Source organism: Actinomadura sp. WAC 06369 (assembly GCF_003947565.1).
Taxonomy (GTDB): Bacteria; Actinomycetota; Actinomycetes; order Streptosporangiales; family Streptosporangiaceae; genus Spirillospora; species Spirillospora rifamycini.
In genome coordinates this window covers 1-13979 of record NZ_QHJN01000190.1, presented here as the reverse complement: position 1 = coordinate 13979, position 13979 = coordinate 1, and the positions used below count along the sequence as shown (strand labels likewise).

The following is a 13979-nucleotide window of genomic DNA, read 5'->3' as shown; positions in this document are numbered from 1 at the left end:
GGGGGATCACCACACGGGCGCGCCCGCGCCGGGGGCCGACGGGTTCCGGGCCGACCGGATCTGGGTCGACATCGAGCGCGTCGCCGGCACGATCACGGCGTGCGGGCGGGACACCGTGGAGGTGGACATGGGCCCCCATCGCGGGCGCGCCCGTGTGGTGATCCCCCCGCACGCCCTCGGGGCGGTGCAGGTGCGGCATCCGCGGATGCAGCCGGGCTACCTGTTCGACGCGATCTGCGTGGCGTCGCCGGACGGGCCGGTGGCGGTGCGGCCGGGCACGTCGCAGCCGGGGTACCGGGTGGACGATCTCGCGGCGCCGGAGCCCGCGGCGCCCGTCCCGGGGACGCTGCGCGGCACCGTGACCTGGTTCGGGGGGCTCGCCGCGCCGCCCGGGGCGGCGTATCCGGCGGTCGATCCGGAGGGGCACGCCGGGGGGTGCGCGGACGCGCCGGCGCCGTGCGTCGCGATGCCGTTCCTGTCGCTGGGCAGCGAGGTCGCGGTGCGGAACGAATGCGGGGGGCGGGAGCGGTCCGTGCCGGTGATCGAGTGCGGGTGCGTCGCGGCGCGGTTCTGCGACCGGTGCAGCGAGTGCGGGGCGTCGCCGCGCGGCCGGATCGCCGAGCTGACGCCGGCGGCGTTCGTCGGGCTGGGCGGCGAGCTGGACGCGGGCTGCTTCAACGCGACGGTGCGTCCGGTGCTCGGCGGGAGGGCGGAGCGATGGTGACGGCGGCGCAGGACGCGCAGGTCCTGCTGCTGGCGGCGGTGCTGCTGGCGGCGGGCGCGGCGAAGCTGGTGTTCCGGGAGCCGGTGCCGGCGGCGCCCGACCACGTGCACGGGGTGCCGGTCCCGGCGGGCGCCGCGCGGGTGACGGCGCTGCGGCACGGCCGCCGGGTGAGCGTGTGCCTCGGGCTGGGCGAGGGGGTTCTGGGGCTGGCGCTGCTGCTGTCGTCGCACGTGGCGGTGCGGCTGGCGACGACGGCGGTGTTCGCGGCGGCGACGTGGGTGGTCGGCGAGCTGCGGGTGCGGCGGCCGGACGCCGGGTGCGGGTGCTTCGGCGGGCTCAGCGGGAAGCGGGTGGGGCGGCGCAGCGTGGCGCGGGCGGTGCTGCTCACGGCGGTGGCGGTGGCCGCGCTGGGGGCGCCGCACACCGGGCTGGACGCCCTGCGCGGCGGGCACGTGCTGGTCGGTGCGGTGTTCGCGGTGGAGCTGGCGCTGTTCGCGGCGCTGTCCCCGGAGCTGGCGGCCGTCCCGGTGCGGCGGCTGCCTGGGGCGCGGCCGGCGACGCCGTGCGAGCGGCGGCGGAGCCCGCTGGCGGAGACGTACGCGACGCTGCGCGGCAGCGCCGAGTGGGCGGCGCACGAGGACGCGGTGACGAGCGCCGTGCCGCTGGACGTCTGGCGCGAGGGCTGCTGGCGGTTCCTGGCGTACCCGGCCCGCCTGGACGGACGGGACGTGCGGCTCGTGTTCGCGGTGTCGACGGCGGAGCGCGACCGCGTGGTGCGCCCCGCCCGCGTGCAGGCCGAACGGCGGCTGTCCGCGGCTCTCTAGCCCTGTATCGGGACAGCCCGATACAGCCCTAGAGAGCCATCGCGATCGCCCTCGCGATGGTTCTCTAGGGCTTTCTACGTCTGCCGGTAGATAGATCTATAGATCGATCGCGAGAAAAATCTAGCGCTCTCTAGCCTTGAAGCTAGAGAAGCGAATAGTTCTCACGAAGGTCGATGCAGCTCTCTAGCGGTCTATGCGCCGCGAGCCAGAAAGCGCTAGAGACGCCCATCGGCAGCCATGGACGGCCGGGGCGGCGGCGGGTCAGCCGGGTTGGGAGCGGAGGAACTTGCCGAAGTGCGGCACCGTGAACGCGATCATGCCGCGTTCGGCGCTGTAGATCAGGCCCTTCTTGATGAGGCCGTCGCGGGCGGGCGACAGGCTGGACGGCTTGCGGCCCAGCTCCTCGGCGACCGCGGCGGTCGGGACGGGGTCGTCGCCGAGCATCGCCATCGCGCGCATGTAGTCGCGTTCGGCGGGGGTGGCCCGCTCGTAGCGGCTGCCGAAGAAGCCGACGGCGAGTTCGCTCTCGGCCTCGGGCGCGGCGACCTCGATGTCGTCGGCGGTGATCGGGGTGCCGGGCGCGACGTCCCACACGACCTTCGCGTACGCCTGCACGAAGTACGGGTAGCCGTCGGCCGCGCCGTACAGGGCGTCCAGGGCGTCCTGGGTGAAGGTGACCTCCTCGCGCTCGGCGGGCGCGAGGAGCGCGTGGTCGGCGGACTCGCGGTCGAGCCGGTCGATGCGGGCGTACCGGAACAGCCGCTCGCTGTAGGACTTGCTCGCCGACAGGACGGCCGGGAGGTGCGGCAGCCCGGCGCCCACCACGATCAGCGGGCCGCCGACCTGCGACAGCTCGTGGCAGGCGGCGCACAGCGCGGACACGTCGTCGGCCGGGACGTCCTGCATCTCGTCGACGAACAGCGCGATGCCGACGCCGACGTCGGTCGCGACGGACGCGGCGTCCACGAACAGCTCGGTGAGGTCGATCTCCAGGTCGCCGGAGTCGGCGCGGCCGCGCGCGGCGGGCACGTCGATGCCGGGCTGCCAGCGGTGCGCCCGCGCCTTCGCCTTGCCGGACGGCTCCTCGCCGGCCTGCGCGAACGCCTTGAGCACGCCGAGGAAGCCGTCGATGCGGTCGGGCGCGCGGTGCCGGGGCGCGAGCTCCCGGACGGCGCGGTGCAGCGCCGACGCGACCGGGCGGCGGATCGACTGGTCGGGCCGCGCCTCGATCTTGCCGGTGCCCCAGAGCCGCTGGATGGCCATCGAGCGGAACGCGTTGAGCAGCACGGTCTTGCCGACGCCGCGCAGCCCGGTGACGATCATGCTGCGTTCGGGGCGGCCGCGCGCCACCCGTTCGAGCACCACCTCGAACTGCCTCAACTCGCGGTCGCGGCCGGCCAGCTCGGGGGGACGCTGCCCGGCGCCGGGGGCGTAGGGATTGCGCACGGGGTCCACGCTCTCGGACTCTATGAGGCGGTATAGCTGCGGCCGTAGATTTGCGTAGAAACCGCTGCGGCGTGTCGCGGGCCGCCGCCGGTGGCACGCGTTCCCCGCCGCGTTCCCTACCGCGTTCCCCGGCACAGTTCCCGTCGCGGCCGCGCTTCCCGTCCCGTCGCGGATCGCCGTCGTCGCCATGTCGCCTCCCCGGGCGGGCGCGTTCGCGGGCTGGTTCAGAAGGCGTCGAACTTCTGTTCGACTCGTTCGAACACAGTAGCGCACGCGCCCGCCGCCGTCACACGAACCCGGCGGGTTCGCGGCGGATTCACGCGAGGGACTCGTCCGCCTCCGACCGGTGCGGGACCTTCTCGGCCGGGATCGTCCCCATGCGTCCGGCCTGGAAGTCCTCGAACGCCTGGACGATCTCGTCCCGGGTGTTCATGACGAACGGCCCGTACCGCGCGACGGGCTCGCGGATCGGCAGGCCGCCCAGCACGAGGATCTCCCAGCCGTGCGCGCTCGCCTGCGGCTGCGTGTCGGCGGCCCGGACGACCAGGCCGTCGCCGGTCCCCTTGTGGTGCGAGCCGCCGAACACGGCGAGCTGCCCCTCGTCCAGCGCGACGTCCTCCACGCCGACCGTTCCGCGCCCGGACAGGACGTACGCCATCGCGTTGAAGTCGCGCGGCCACGGCAGCGTCAGCCGGGCGCCCGGCGCGACGGTCGCGTGCAGGTAGTTGATCGGCGTGTAGGTGACGCCCGGCCCGTCGTGCCCGGCGAGCGACCCGGCGATGACGCGGACGAGCGACGACCCGTCGTCCGCGGCGAGCAGCTTCACGTCGCGGGCCTCGATGTCCTGGTAGCGCGGCGCGACCCACTTCTGCGCGCGGGGCAGGTTCACCCAGAGCTGCACGCCGTGGAACAGCCCGCCCTGGGCGACGAGCTCGGGCGGCGGCTGCTCGATGTGCTGGATGCCGGACGCGGCGGTCATCCACTGCGTGGCGCCGTCGGTGATGAGGCCGCCGCCGCCCGTCGTGTCCTGGTGCTGGAACGCGCCGTCGATGATGTAGGTGACGGTCTCGAAGCCGCGGTGCGGATGCCACGGGGTCCCTTTCGCCTCGCCCGGGCCGTACTCGACGGCGCCCATGTGGTCGAGCAGCAGGAACGGATCGGCGAGCGACAGGTCGATGCCGGGGAACGGGCGCCGGACCTGGAAGCCCTCGCCCTCCAGGTGCTTCTTCGCGGTGACGACCTTGGCGACGCGGCGCCAGTCGGTGTCGCCTTCGGGCAGCAGGGGCAGGCGCGGCAGGGTCAGCGGGTTCGCGGTCACGGCGGGCATGGTGTCTCCCCTCGGTCGGCGCCGGTCGGCACCGGACGCTCGTCCCGCACAACCTAGTTGATGGTTCAACTATTTCCGTTTCGGGGCCCGGGTCTGTACCGTCGGTAGGGACGCCCTCGCGGACGGCATGCGGAACGCCGCGGCGATCGCATTAATTGAACGTTCAATCTGTTCTATACTGGTGCGTATGAGCGAACCGCGCTGGCTCGACGCCGCACAGCAGCGCGACTGGCGTGCCTACGTGGACGGCAGTGTCCGGCTGAGCGAGATCATGGAACGGGACCTCAAGGCCAAGCACGGCCTGTCGCTGTCGGAGTACGAGATCCTCGTCCGGCTGTCCGAGGCGCCCGACCGGCGGCTCCGCATGGCCGAACTCGCCGAGAACGCCAGCCAGTCGCGCAGCCGCCTCTCCCACACCTGCGCCCGGCTGGAGTCCAAGGGCCTCGTCGAGCGCGACAACTGCCCGAGCGACAAGCGCGGCGTCTTCGCCAACCTCACCGACGCCGGCATCGCCGCGCTCGAACAGGCCGCGCGCGACCACGTCGAGACCGTCCGCGAGTACCTCATCGACATCATCGAGCCCGCCGACCTGGAGGCCGTGGGCCGCGTCTTCACCGCCGTCCTCCAGCGGCTGGAGACCGGGTCCGGACGCCTCTAGCCGCCGGGCCCGTCCCGTCCCGCCCGGGCGGGTCACAGCGGGGCGGTGAGGCCGGTGAGCAGGCCGACCGAGAGCAGGCTGAGGAGCACCCAGCCGAGCATCATCCCGTAGCCGAACGTCCGCCACCGCCCGCCGACCCGCCACACCAGCAGCCCGCCCAGCCCGAACGCGAACACCAGCAGGGCGACGAACTGCGGCAGGACGTTCGGACGGTCCGACGACATCAGCGGCGCGTACATCATCACCAGGTCGACGAACGCGAACGCGCAGCCGCCCCCGGCGAGCGCCGACACGTCCCGCCCGACGAACGCGCGGGCGCGCTCGACGAACGCCTCCGCGCGGTCCGTCCGGATCCGCGGCCCCGGCTCCCGCTCGACCTCCACCTGCTGCGCCACCGCGAAGATCTCGTCCTCGAGCGACGCGCCGTCGCGCTCCCGCTCCTCCGGATCCGCCATACCGGCTCCCTGGCCCGAGGTCGCCGGGTGCCCCGCCCGGCCCTGGAAAGGTGCGGCGCCCGTCCTGCCCGGCCCCGTTCTCCGGCGGGCGCGCCCATCCGGAACCGTAGCGAATCCCGGTGTGACGCGCAGGGCACGGCACGTGTCATTCTGGAGTCATGCCAGGTAGCAGGCTTGCGAAGAGCGCGGCGACCGCCGCCGCGGTGCTCATGCTGGGGGTCGCGGCCGCGTGCGGCGGCGGCGACGGGGACTCCGAGGGCACCGCCCCGGCGTCCCCGCCGACCGCGACCGGAACGGCGGACTCGCCCACGGCGGCGCCCACCGACACGGAGTTCCGCTCGGAGGTCAAGGAGGTGACCGCCGAGGACCTGCCGGAGTCGTGGCGCGAGGGCTGCCCGGTGCCGCCCGGCGGCCTCCGGATGATCGAGATGACGTACTGGGGGTTCGACGACCGCCCGCACACCGGCGGCCGGCTCGTGGTGAACGAGAGCGCCGCCGACGACCTCGTCTCCGTCTTCCGGAAGCTGTACGAGATGCGGTACCCGATCGACCGCATGGAGCCCGTCGACAAGTACGGCGGCAGCGACTTCGACTCGATCGAGGCCAACAACACCTCGGCCTTCAACTGCCGCCAGGCGACCGGCTCGGGCTCCTGGTCCCAGCACGCCTACGGCCTCGCCGTGGACATCAACCCGTGCCAGAACCCCTACGTCAGCGCCGACGGCTCGATCGCGCACCCCGACTGCGTCAAGTACGGGGACCGCGACCTCGACGAGCCGGGCATGATCCATGCCGGCGACGACGTCGTCGACGCGTTCGCGTCGATCGGCTGGGGCTGGGGCGGAACCTGGACGGGCGCGAAGGACTACCAGCACTTCTCGTCCAACGGCCGCTGACCGGCGGGGACGCCCCGCCCCGGCGGACCGGGGACTACATCATCAGGAACGCGACCAGGGCGATCGCGATGACGAGCACCACCGCGGCGATGCCGAGGAGGAGGCCCTTGTTCATGCCCGGCGCCTTGGCGGGCTGCTGCGGCGCCTGGCCGGCGAAGTTCTGGAACTGGTGTGTCGTGCCCGCGGGATCGTTCGGTGTCTGCGACATGCGGACGAGCGTAACGGATCACTGACGGGCGTACACGGACAATTCGCCCGCGTGTGGTGGCGGAGAGTGTGGGATTCGAACCCACGAGGACTGTCCCCAGCCCTGGGCGCTTTCAAGGCGCCTGCACTAGTCCACTATGCGAACTCTCCCGGCGACCCTTGCAGGTCGGTGCCCACGATAGCGCCCGCACGCCGGTGGCTTCGACCGCATTCCCGGTTCCGTGCCCGCACCCCGCGGGACGTCCGCACCCCGCGGGACGTCCGCACCCCGCGGGACGTCCGCGCCCCTCAGGCGTCCGGGACGGGCGGGGCGTCGGGGACGCGGTAGCCGGGGACGGAGGGCCAGCGCACGGTCAGCACGACGGACTCCTCCTCGGCGCACCACGAGTGGTCGACGCCGCGCCCCCACACCACGTAGTCGCCCTGCTCGCGGAGGACGACGTCCCGGCCGGGGAACTCCAGCCGGAACCGCCCGCTGATCAGGACCAGCAGCGCGGTGCGCTTCTCCCCGTCCGTCCAGGCCGCGCGGCGCTCCCCCTTCGGGTGCACGCCCCACTTGATCTCGACCTCGCCGCTGTGCCGCAGGTCGCCGGGCGGCTTGAAGTGGCCGAGCAGCCAGCCCCGGTCGGCCGCCGCGTCCGGCGCGGCCTTCCCGACGTACACGCCGTCGCCGACCGCGCCCGCGTCGCCTGTTTGCACGGCTCCGGTCTCCACGCCTCGTTCGTCCATGCGCCTTTCGTACACGGCGCCGCGGCCCGGACGGCCGCGGACGCGCCGTGCGCCCGTCAGCCCTGGGCGGCGTCGCCGTCGGGGCGGCGGAACGCGAAGCCGTCGCCGACGACGGCCGCGAGGGTCAGGTACGCCTCGCGGGTCGGCGGCGCGAGCTGCTCCAGCTCCACCTCGGCGCCCTCCTCCAGGTGGTCGTCGTACGGGATCCGGACGACCGCGCGGCAGCGGCTCTCGAAGTGCGCCTGGAGCTTGTCGAGGTCGACCTGGCTGCGGGTGCGGTTGCGGACCATCGACAGCACGACGACGCCGTTGCGGACGAGGTGCCCGTGGTCGTGGGCCTCCAGCCAGTCGAGGGTCGCGCTCGCGGACCGGGCGCCGTCCACCGACGGGGAGCTGACCAGGACGAGCTGGTCGGCGAGGCTCAGCACGCCCGCCATCGCGGAGTGCAGCAGCCCGGTCCCGCAGTCGGTGATGCAGACCGAGTAGAACTGCTCCAGGATCACGGCGACGGCGGCGTAGTCCTCGGCGCTGAACGCCTCGCTGACGGCCGGGTCGCGGTCGGACGCGAGGACCTCCAAGCGGGCCTGGTTCTGCGACGTGAACGCGCGCACGTCCGCGTACCGGTGGATGTTGTCGCGGTTGTTCAGCAGGTCGCGGACCGTCGCGGCCGTCTCCAGCCTGACCTTGTCCGACAGGGTGCCACGGTCGGGGTTGGCGTCCACGGCGATGACCGTGTCGCCGCGCAGCGACCCCAGCATCGAGCCGAGCCCGGTGGTCGTGGTGGTCTTGCCGACGCCGCCCTTCAGCGACATCACCGCCACCCGGTGGTGCCCGCCCGCGACCTGGGTGCGGGCCCGGGCGATGAGGTCCTTGCGGCGCAGCTCGCCCTGCGACTCGCCCAGGTGGAGGTTGCCGCCGCTGGCCTTGTAGACGGCGCGGCGCCAGCCGGACGACGGCGCGATGCGGCGCTCGCCGAGCAGGTTCTCGGAGCTGAGGCTGTCGGCGGAACCCGGGTCGGGCTCCGGCTCCTGCTGGGGGGGCGGCTGCTGCGGCTGCTGCGGGTAGCCGGCCGGGTAGACGTACCCCTGCATCGGCTGGCCGGTGTTCGGGTCGATCGGCGCGTACGGCTGCCCGGTGGCGGGGTCCATCTGCGGGTAGGGCTGCCCGGTGGCGGGGTCGACCGGCTGGTACGGCTGGGCGGCGGCCGCGTTGGGGTCGTAGGGCTGCCCGGTGTTCGGGTCGACCTGCGGGTACGGCGGCGGCGTCGTGGGGCCGGGCTGGTAGGGCTGCCCGGTGTTCGGATCGACCTGCGGGTACGGCGGCGGGGTCGTCGGGCCGGGCTGGTACGGCTGGCCGGCGTTCGGATCGACCTGCGGGTACGGCTGGCCGGTGGCGGGGTCGACCGGCTGGTACGGCTGGGACGCCGCGACGTTCGGGTCCTGCGCGGGGAACTGCCCGATCTCCCAGGGCTGCTGCGCCTGGAACGGCGGCTGCGGCTGGGGCTGGGGCTGCTGCCCGGCCGGGTCGAGCGGCGGAAGCTGCGAGGGGTCGTACCCCTGGTACCCTGCGGCGCCCGGGTACGGCGGCGGGAGCATCCCGCCCTCGAACGGCTGCGGCATCGGCCCGCCGTCGTACTGGGCGGGCTGCTGCGGTTCGGCGTAGCCGGGGAAGCCGGGGGGCGGCGGCACGGGGGCGTCCGCCTGCGTCTCCTGCGGCGGGGCGCCGGACGCCGGGGGCTCCTGGACGGGCGGCTCCTGGACGGCCGGGGGCGCCGCGAGCCACGGGTTGCCGACGGGCTCGGGCGGCGGCGGCGCGCCGCCCTGCGGCATCGGCGCGGGGGCCGGCTCGGCCGCGTCGTCCGGCTGCGGCCCGGGGGACTCGGGCGCCGAGCCCGACGGCCGCCCCGCCGCGTCATCGTTCATCGCGTCCAGAGAGGCCAGCCGCTCCTCGAGGGAGCGCCCGTCGTGCTCGTTCCTTGCCACCGTTTCTCCCCTCGGCACCCTCTGATGATCAATCCGGAGCAGGGTGGGCATAGACCCCCGGGACAGCGTACCCGCGTGTCATTACCACGCATCCACTCCGTAGATCGACTTTGACGCGGTGTGGCCGGGACCCCGCGCACGGCACGCCGCCGCAGGGGGTCTCGTTCGTCCGGTATGTGGCCGTACATCCCCGAGTCGGAAACCGGCGGACGAGCGGGGCGGAGCCAGCGGATAACGTGAACGCATGCGTGCGATCGTGATCCGCGAGCCCGGGGAGCCGGACGTCCTGGAGTGGACGACCGTCCCCGACCCGGCCGCGGGGCCGGGCGAGGTACTGATCGAGGTCGCGGCGAGCGCGGTCAACCGCGCCGACGTCATGCAGCGGCGCGGGTTCTACCCGCCGCCCGACGGCGCGCCGCCCTACCCGGGCCTGGAGGTCGCGGGACGGGTCGTCGAGACCGGCGACGGCGTCGCGTGGCCGCGCGTCGGCGACGAGGTGTGCGCGCTGCTCTCCGGCGGCGGGTACGCGGAGCGGGTCGCGGTGCCCGCCGGGCAGGTCCTCCCCATCCCGGACGGCGTCGACCTCGTCGACGCCGCGGGCCTGCCGGAGGTCGCCTGCACCGTGTGGTCGAACGTCTTCATGCTGGGGCGGCTGCGCGCCGGGGAGACGCTGCTCGCGCACGGCGGCGGCAGCGGCATCGGGACGCTCGCGATCCAGCTCGCGAAGGCGCGCGGCGCCCGGGTCGTCTGCACGGTGGGGAGCCCGGAGAAGGCCGAGCGGTGCCGGGAGCTGGGCGCGGACGCCGCCGTGAACTACCGCACCGAGGACTTCGTCGAGTCCGGCCCGTACGACGTGATCCTCGACCTGATCGGCGCCAAGTACCTGGCCCGGAACGTGGACGCGCTCGCGGTCGGCGGCCGCCTTATGATCATCGGTCTGCAGGGCGGGACGAAGGCCGAACTCGACATCGGCGCGCTGCTGCGCAAGCGCGCGATGGTGCACCCGACGACGCTGCGGTCGCGTCCCGCCCGGGAGAAGGCGGAGATCGTCGCGGGCGTGCGGGAGAACGTGTGGCCGCTGATCGCGTCCGGGGACGTCCGTCCGGTGGTCGACCGGCGGATCCCCATGGCGGACGCGGCGCGCGCGCACGAACTGCTCGAAGAGAGCGGACACGTCGGCAAGATCCTGCTGACCGTGTGAGGATGAGGGGATATGAGCGAGCCTTCGAAGAACGAGTCCGGACCGGAGCCTCAGGTTCTCGTGGTGGGCCCCGGCGGCATCGCCATGGAGGGCGGTGACGCGGAGAAGGGCGACAAATCGGTCGCCGAGATGGTCGAGCAGCCCGCGAAGGTCATGCGGATCGGCGGGATGATCCGCCAGCTGCTCGACGAGGTGAAGGCCGCGCCGCTGGACGAGGCGAGCCGCGCCCGGCTCCGCGAGATCCACAAATCGTCCATCAAGGAGCTGGAGGACGGCCTGGCGCCCGAGCTCGTCGAGGAACTGGAGCGGCTCTCGCTCCCGTTCACCGAGGGCACCGTGCCGAGCGAGTCCGAACTGCGCATCGCGCAGGCCCAGCTCGTCGGCTGGCTGGAGGGCCTCTTCCACGGCATCCAGACCACCCTGTTCGCCCAGCAGATGGCGGCGCGCGCGCAGCTCGAACAGATGCGCCGCGCTCTTCCCGCCGGGATGGTTCCCCCCACGGAAGACGAGCAGGGGCAGCACGGCACGCGCCACTCGACCGGCCCGTACCTGTAGACGCCCTGACGTTCGGGCCGCGCCCGCCCCGGGTGCGGCCCGCACACCCCTAAGCGGCCCCGGTTACGGGAACAGGCGCTCCAGCACCTGCGCGACGCCGTCGTCGTCGTTGCGGGCCGTCCGGTGCGTCACCGCCGCCAGGACAAGCGGGTGCCCGTTCGCCACCCCGTACGACGTCCCCGCCCAGCCCAGCATCGGCAGGTCGTTCGGCATGTCCCCGAACGCCACCACGTCGGCCGCGTCCACCCCGCGCTCCGCGCAGAACTCCGCCAGCGCCGTCGCCTTCGTCACCCCGAGCGCGCTCATCTCCAGCAGCCCCCGGCCCGACGAGTGCGTCACCGTCACCAGGTCGCCGACCGCCTGCACCGCCTTCTCCGCCAGCACGTCCGGATCGGCGTCCGGATGGAACGCCAGCAGCTTCGTGCCCGGCCGCTCCACCAGCTCCGCGTCGTCCACGAACCGGCCGCCGAGCGCCTCGGCGTCCCAGCGGCCCAGGCTGTAGCGGGAGTCGAACACGAACCCCGACGGGTACTCGACCGCGAACCGCAGCTCCGGCGACACCCCCCGCAGCCGCCCGATCGCCTCGGCCAGCACGTCCGTCGAGATCTCGTGCGCGCGCAGCACCGTCTCGGTGTGCAGGTCGTACAGGACGGCCCCGTTCGCGCAGATCGCGGCGCCGTGGTGCCCGACCGCCGCGGCGACCTCGGTCATCCAGCGCGGCGGCCGTCCGGTGACCATGACGAGCAGCGCGCCGGCCCGCTCGACGCGGGCGAGCGCGTCGACCGTGCGGGCCGAGATCGTCCCGTCGGACCGGACGATCGTGCCGTCGAGGTCGGTGGCGATAACGCGGGGCGCAGGCTTGGTCATGTCACCTTCCAGTGCAGCTGGATCACACCCTAGGCGACCGCACAACCCACTTGTCCGCCGAGTGCCCCTTTACCTCGTTCGTCCCGGATGCACCGCGGCCCGGGACGGGACGTCCCGGGCCGCATGCGTCGAAGCCGTGCGCCGAACGATCAGCGGGCGACGGGCTCCAGCACGTCCGTCCCGAGGAACCGCCGCAGCGCCTCCGGCACCCGCACCGAACCGTCCGCGCGCTGGTGGTTCTCGAGGATCGCGACCATCCACCGCGTCGTCGCCAGCGTCCCGTTCAGGGTCGCGACCGGCTGGTTCCTGCCGTCCGCGTCCTTGTACCGGACCGACAGCCGCCGCGCCTGGAACTCCGTGCAGTTCGACGTCGACGTGACCTCCCGGTACGTCCCCTGCGACGGCACCCACGCCTCGCAGTCGTACTTGCGGGCCGCGCTCGCGCCGAGATCGCCCGCCGCCACGTCGATCACCCGGTACGGGATCTCGACCTTGGCGAGCATCTCCTTCTCCCACTCCAGCAGCCGCAGGTGCTCCGCGTGGGCGTCCGCCGGGTCGCAGTAGGAGAACATCTCGATCTTGTCGAACTGGTGCACCCGGATGATGCCGCGGGTGTCCTTGCCGTACGAGCCCGCCTCCCGCCGGAAGCACGACGACCACGCCGCGTACCGCCGCGGCAGCGCGTCGATGATCTCGTTCATGTGGTACGCCGCGAGCGGCACCTCCGACGTGCCCACGAGGTACAGGTCGTCCTCGCCCAGGTGGTACACCTCGGCCGAATGGGCGCCGAGGAACCCGGTGCCCTCCATCGCCTCCGGCTTCACCAGCACCGGCGGGTACATCGGGACGAACCCGTTCGAGACGGCCTGCTCCATCGCGAGGTTCAGCAGCGCGTACTGCAGCCGTGCCCCCACGCCCGTCAGGTAGTAGAACCGCGCGCCCGACACCTTCGCGCCGCGCTCCATGTCGATCGCGCCGAGCGCCTCGCCCAGCTCCAGGTGGTCCTTCGGCGCGAAGTCGAACTCGGTCGGCTCCCCGACGTGCTCCAGAACGACGAAGTCCTCCTCGCCGCCCGGCGGGACGCCGTCCTCGACGACGTTCGGGACCGCCTTCAGCAGCGCGTCCAGCTCCGCGCCGAGCCGGTCGGCCTCGCCCTCGGCCTCCTTGACCTGCTGCGCCAGCTCCTTCGCCCGCGCCAGCAGCGTCTCCCGCTCGTCCCCGCTCGCCCGCGACACCGACTTGCCGAAACTCTTCTGCTCCGCCCGCAGCGTCTCGAAGGACGTCAGGGCGGAACGCCGCCTCCCGTCCAGGTCGAGCAGCCGATCGACGATGCCGTCATCCTCCCCGCGCGCGCGCTGCGATGCACGCAGCCGCTCGGGGTCCTCTCGAAGAGCTCGCAGGTCAATCACAACAGCGAGGCTATCGCCCCCGCGCCGCGCCCCGGATCGTTTTTCAGGCCGCGCCGCTCGCCAGCAGCGCGTGCGCCGGCAGCGCCACGCCCCCGTCCCGCTCCGGATACCCCGCCACGACCTCGTCGTACCGGTCCTTGATGCGCGCGACCGTCGCCGCGTCCTGCCGTCCCACCACCACGCCGTTGCTGCCCACCCCCGCCAGCGCGCCCAGCTCCCACCACTCGTCCGGGTCGACGACGTGCTCCCACGTCGCCTCCTCCACGGCGACGTCCGCGAACCCGGCCCCGGCCATCAGCCGCCGGAACGCCGCCGGCTCCCCGTGCTCCATGAACGGCGGCACCGGCACGTCCGCGGGCCACGGCACCTCCGCCCGGTCGATCGCCTCCCGCACCAGCCCCAGCGCGCCCGTGCCCGGCATCGCCCAGCAGCTCACCGCCAGCCGCCCGCCCGGCCGCAGCAGCCGCCGCAGCCGCGCCAGCACCGCCCCCGGATCCCCCACATGGTTGATCACGAAGTTCCCGACGACCGCGTCGAACGCCCCGTCCGCGAACGGCACGTCCGGCAGCACCGCCACCCGCACGTCCGCCTCCGGCACGTTCCGCCGCGCCGTCTCCGCCATCCCCGGCTCGGCATCGACGGCCGACACCGCCGCGCCCCGCCGAACCGCCTCGGCGGCCACGATCCCCGGCCCCGTCC

At 73.6% G+C, this 13979-nt stretch carries 15 protein-coding genes and 1 tRNA gene; 6 read left to right on the top strand and 10 right to left on the bottom strand.

Features of this window, described 5'->3' with window-relative positions; genetic code table 11:
- Both DMH08_RS40525 and DMH08_RS33860 read left to right on the top strand, forming a co-directional pair.
- Positions 1–724 (top strand): hypothetical protein (locus DMH08_RS40525; protein WP_158642437.1); only part of this gene is annotated, 724 nt, incomplete at its 5' end.
- A complete protein-coding gene (locus DMH08_RS33860) occupies positions 718–1548 on the top strand; it encodes a MauE/DoxX family redox-associated membrane protein (protein WP_125620132.1) in 831 nt (276 codons plus the stop codon). The genes DMH08_RS40525 and DMH08_RS33860, both read left to right, overlap by 7 nt.
- Positions 1549–1809: 261 nt before the next feature.
- On the opposite strand, the gene DMH08_RS33855 is transcribed toward DMH08_RS33860, so the two are convergent.
- On the bottom strand, positions 1810–2994 hold the full coding sequence (locus DMH08_RS33855) for an ATP-binding protein (RefSeq protein ID WP_233617966.1): 1185 nt from the start codon (positions 2992–2994) through the stop codon (positions 1810–1812).
- 316 nt (positions 2995–3310) lie between these two features.
- Positions 3311–4321 carry a pirin family protein gene (locus DMH08_RS33850; protein WP_125620130.1) on the bottom strand — a complete coding sequence of 337 codons (1011 nt, stop codon included), beginning with the start codon at positions 4319–4321 and terminating at the stop codon, positions 3311–3313.
- A 187-nt stretch (positions 4322–4508) separates the two neighbouring features.
- On the opposite strand from DMH08_RS33850, the gene DMH08_RS33845 reads away from it, so the two are divergent.
- Positions 4509–4979 carry a MarR family winged helix-turn-helix transcriptional regulator gene (locus DMH08_RS33845; protein WP_026405219.1) on the top strand — a complete coding sequence of 157 codons (471 nt, stop codon included), beginning with the start codon at positions 4509–4511 and terminating at the stop codon, positions 4977–4979.
- Between the two features lie 32 nt (positions 4980–5011).
- Here the strand turns inward: DMH08_RS33845 and DMH08_RS33840 are convergent, their stop codons facing one another.
- Positions 5012–5434, bottom strand: a complete 423-nt coding sequence (locus tag DMH08_RS33840; protein WP_026405220.1) for a hypothetical protein — start codon at positions 5432–5434, stop codon at positions 5012–5014.
- A 158-nt stretch (positions 5435–5592) separates the two neighbouring features.
- Here DMH08_RS33840 and DMH08_RS33835 point away from each other — a divergent pair, with 158 nt between their 5' ends.
- Positions 5593–6330, top strand: coding sequence for a M15 family metallopeptidase (locus DMH08_RS33835; RefSeq protein ID WP_125620128.1), 738 nt, complete (start codon positions 5593–5595; stop codon positions 6328–6330).
- Between the two features lie 34 nt (positions 6331–6364).
- On the opposite strand, the gene DMH08_RS41235 is transcribed toward DMH08_RS33835, so the two are convergent.
- The 4 genes from DMH08_RS41235 to DMH08_RS42065 form a co-directional block, all read right to left on the bottom strand.
- Positions 6365–6538, bottom strand: coding sequence for a hypothetical protein (locus DMH08_RS41235; RefSeq protein WP_169528882.1), 174 nt, complete (start codon positions 6536–6538; stop codon positions 6365–6367).
- 57 nt (positions 6539–6595) lie between these two features.
- Positions 6596–6687: transfer RNA gene (locus DMH08_RS33830), tRNA-Ser, on the bottom strand.
- Between the two features lie 138 nt (positions 6688–6825).
- On the bottom strand, positions 6826–7266 hold the full coding sequence (locus DMH08_RS33825) for a signal peptidase I (protein ID WP_125620126.1): 441 nt from the start codon (positions 7264–7266) through the stop codon (positions 6826–6828).
- Between the two features lie 56 nt (positions 7267–7322).
- Positions 7323–9248, bottom strand: coding sequence for a MinD/ParA family ATP-binding protein (locus tag DMH08_RS42065; RefSeq protein WP_233617965.1), 1926 nt, complete (start codon positions 9246–9248; stop codon positions 7323–7325).
- A gap of 244 nt (positions 9249–9492) precedes the next feature.
- On the opposite strand from DMH08_RS42065, the gene DMH08_RS33815 reads away from it, so the two are divergent.
- Both DMH08_RS33815 and DMH08_RS33810 read left to right on the top strand, forming a co-directional pair.
- The gene (locus tag DMH08_RS33815) at positions 9493–10449 is read left to right on the top strand and encodes an NAD(P)H-quinone oxidoreductase (RefSeq protein WP_125620124.1); all 957 of its coding nucleotides are present in this window, start codon (positions 9493–9495) and stop codon (positions 10447–10449) included.
- A gap of 12 nt (positions 10450–10461) precedes the next feature.
- Positions 10462–11004 (top strand): bacterial proteasome activator family protein, encoded by a 543-nt coding sequence (locus DMH08_RS33810; RefSeq protein WP_125620122.1) that lies wholly within the window; start codon positions 10462–10464, stop codon positions 11002–11004.
- 63 nt (positions 11005–11067) lie between these two features.
- Here the strand turns inward: DMH08_RS33810 and DMH08_RS33805 are convergent, their stop codons facing one another.
- From DMH08_RS33805 to DMH08_RS33795, 3 genes are all read right to left on the bottom strand, one after another.
- Positions 11068–11871, bottom strand: coding sequence for a Cof-type HAD-IIB family hydrolase (locus tag DMH08_RS33805; protein WP_125620120.1), 804 nt, complete (start codon positions 11869–11871; stop codon positions 11068–11070).
- 149 nt (positions 11872–12020) lie between these two features.
- On the bottom strand, positions 12021–13280 hold the full coding sequence (gene serS, locus DMH08_RS33800) for a serine--tRNA ligase (protein ID WP_125620119.1): 1260 nt from the start codon (positions 13278–13280) through the stop codon (positions 12021–12023).
- A 43-nt stretch (positions 13281–13323) separates the two neighbouring features.
- Positions 13324–13979 (bottom strand): methyltransferase domain-containing protein (locus tag DMH08_RS33795; protein WP_148108622.1); only part of this gene is annotated, 656 nt, incomplete at its 5' end.

Excerpts from the sequence above, each read along its gene's own strand:
- DMH08_RS33835 (WP_125620128.1), top strand. The coding sequence starts at position 5,593 with ATGCCAGGTAGCAGGCTTGCGAAGAGCGCGGCGACCGCCGCCGCGGTG.
- DMH08_RS33850 (WP_125620130.1), bottom strand. The coding sequence starts at position 4,321 with ATGCCCGCCGTGACCGCGAACCCGCTGACCCTGCCGCGCCTGCCCCTG.
- DMH08_RS33840 (WP_026405220.1), bottom strand. The coding sequence starts at position 5,434 with ATGGCGGATCCGGAGGAGCGGGAGCGCGACGGCGCGTCGCTCGAGGAC.
- DMH08_RS33815 (WP_125620124.1), top strand. The coding sequence starts at position 9,493 with ATGCGTGCGATCGTGATCCGCGAGCCCGGGGAGCCGGACGTCCTGGAG.
- DMH08_RS33805 (WP_125620120.1), bottom strand. The coding sequence starts at position 11,871 with ATGACCAAGCCTGCGCCCCGCGTTATCGCCACCGACCTCGACGGCACG.
- DMH08_RS33860 (WP_125620132.1), top strand. The coding sequence starts at position 718 with ATGGTGACGGCGGCGCAGGACGCGCAGGTCCTGCTGCTGGCGGCGGTG.
- DMH08_RS33825 (WP_125620126.1), bottom strand. The coding sequence starts at position 7,266 with ATGGACGAACGAGGCGTGGAGACCGGAGCCGTGCAAACAGGCGACGCG.
- DMH08_RS33810 (WP_125620122.1), top strand. The coding sequence starts at position 10,462 with ATGAGCGAGCCTTCGAAGAACGAGTCCGGACCGGAGCCTCAGGTTCTC.
- DMH08_RS33845 (WP_026405219.1), top strand. The coding sequence starts at position 4,509 with ATGAGCGAACCGCGCTGGCTCGACGCCGCACAGCAGCGCGACTGGCGT.
- DMH08_RS41235 (WP_169528882.1), bottom strand. The coding sequence starts at position 6,538 with ATGTCGCAGACACCGAACGATCCCGCGGGCACGACACACCAGTTCCAG.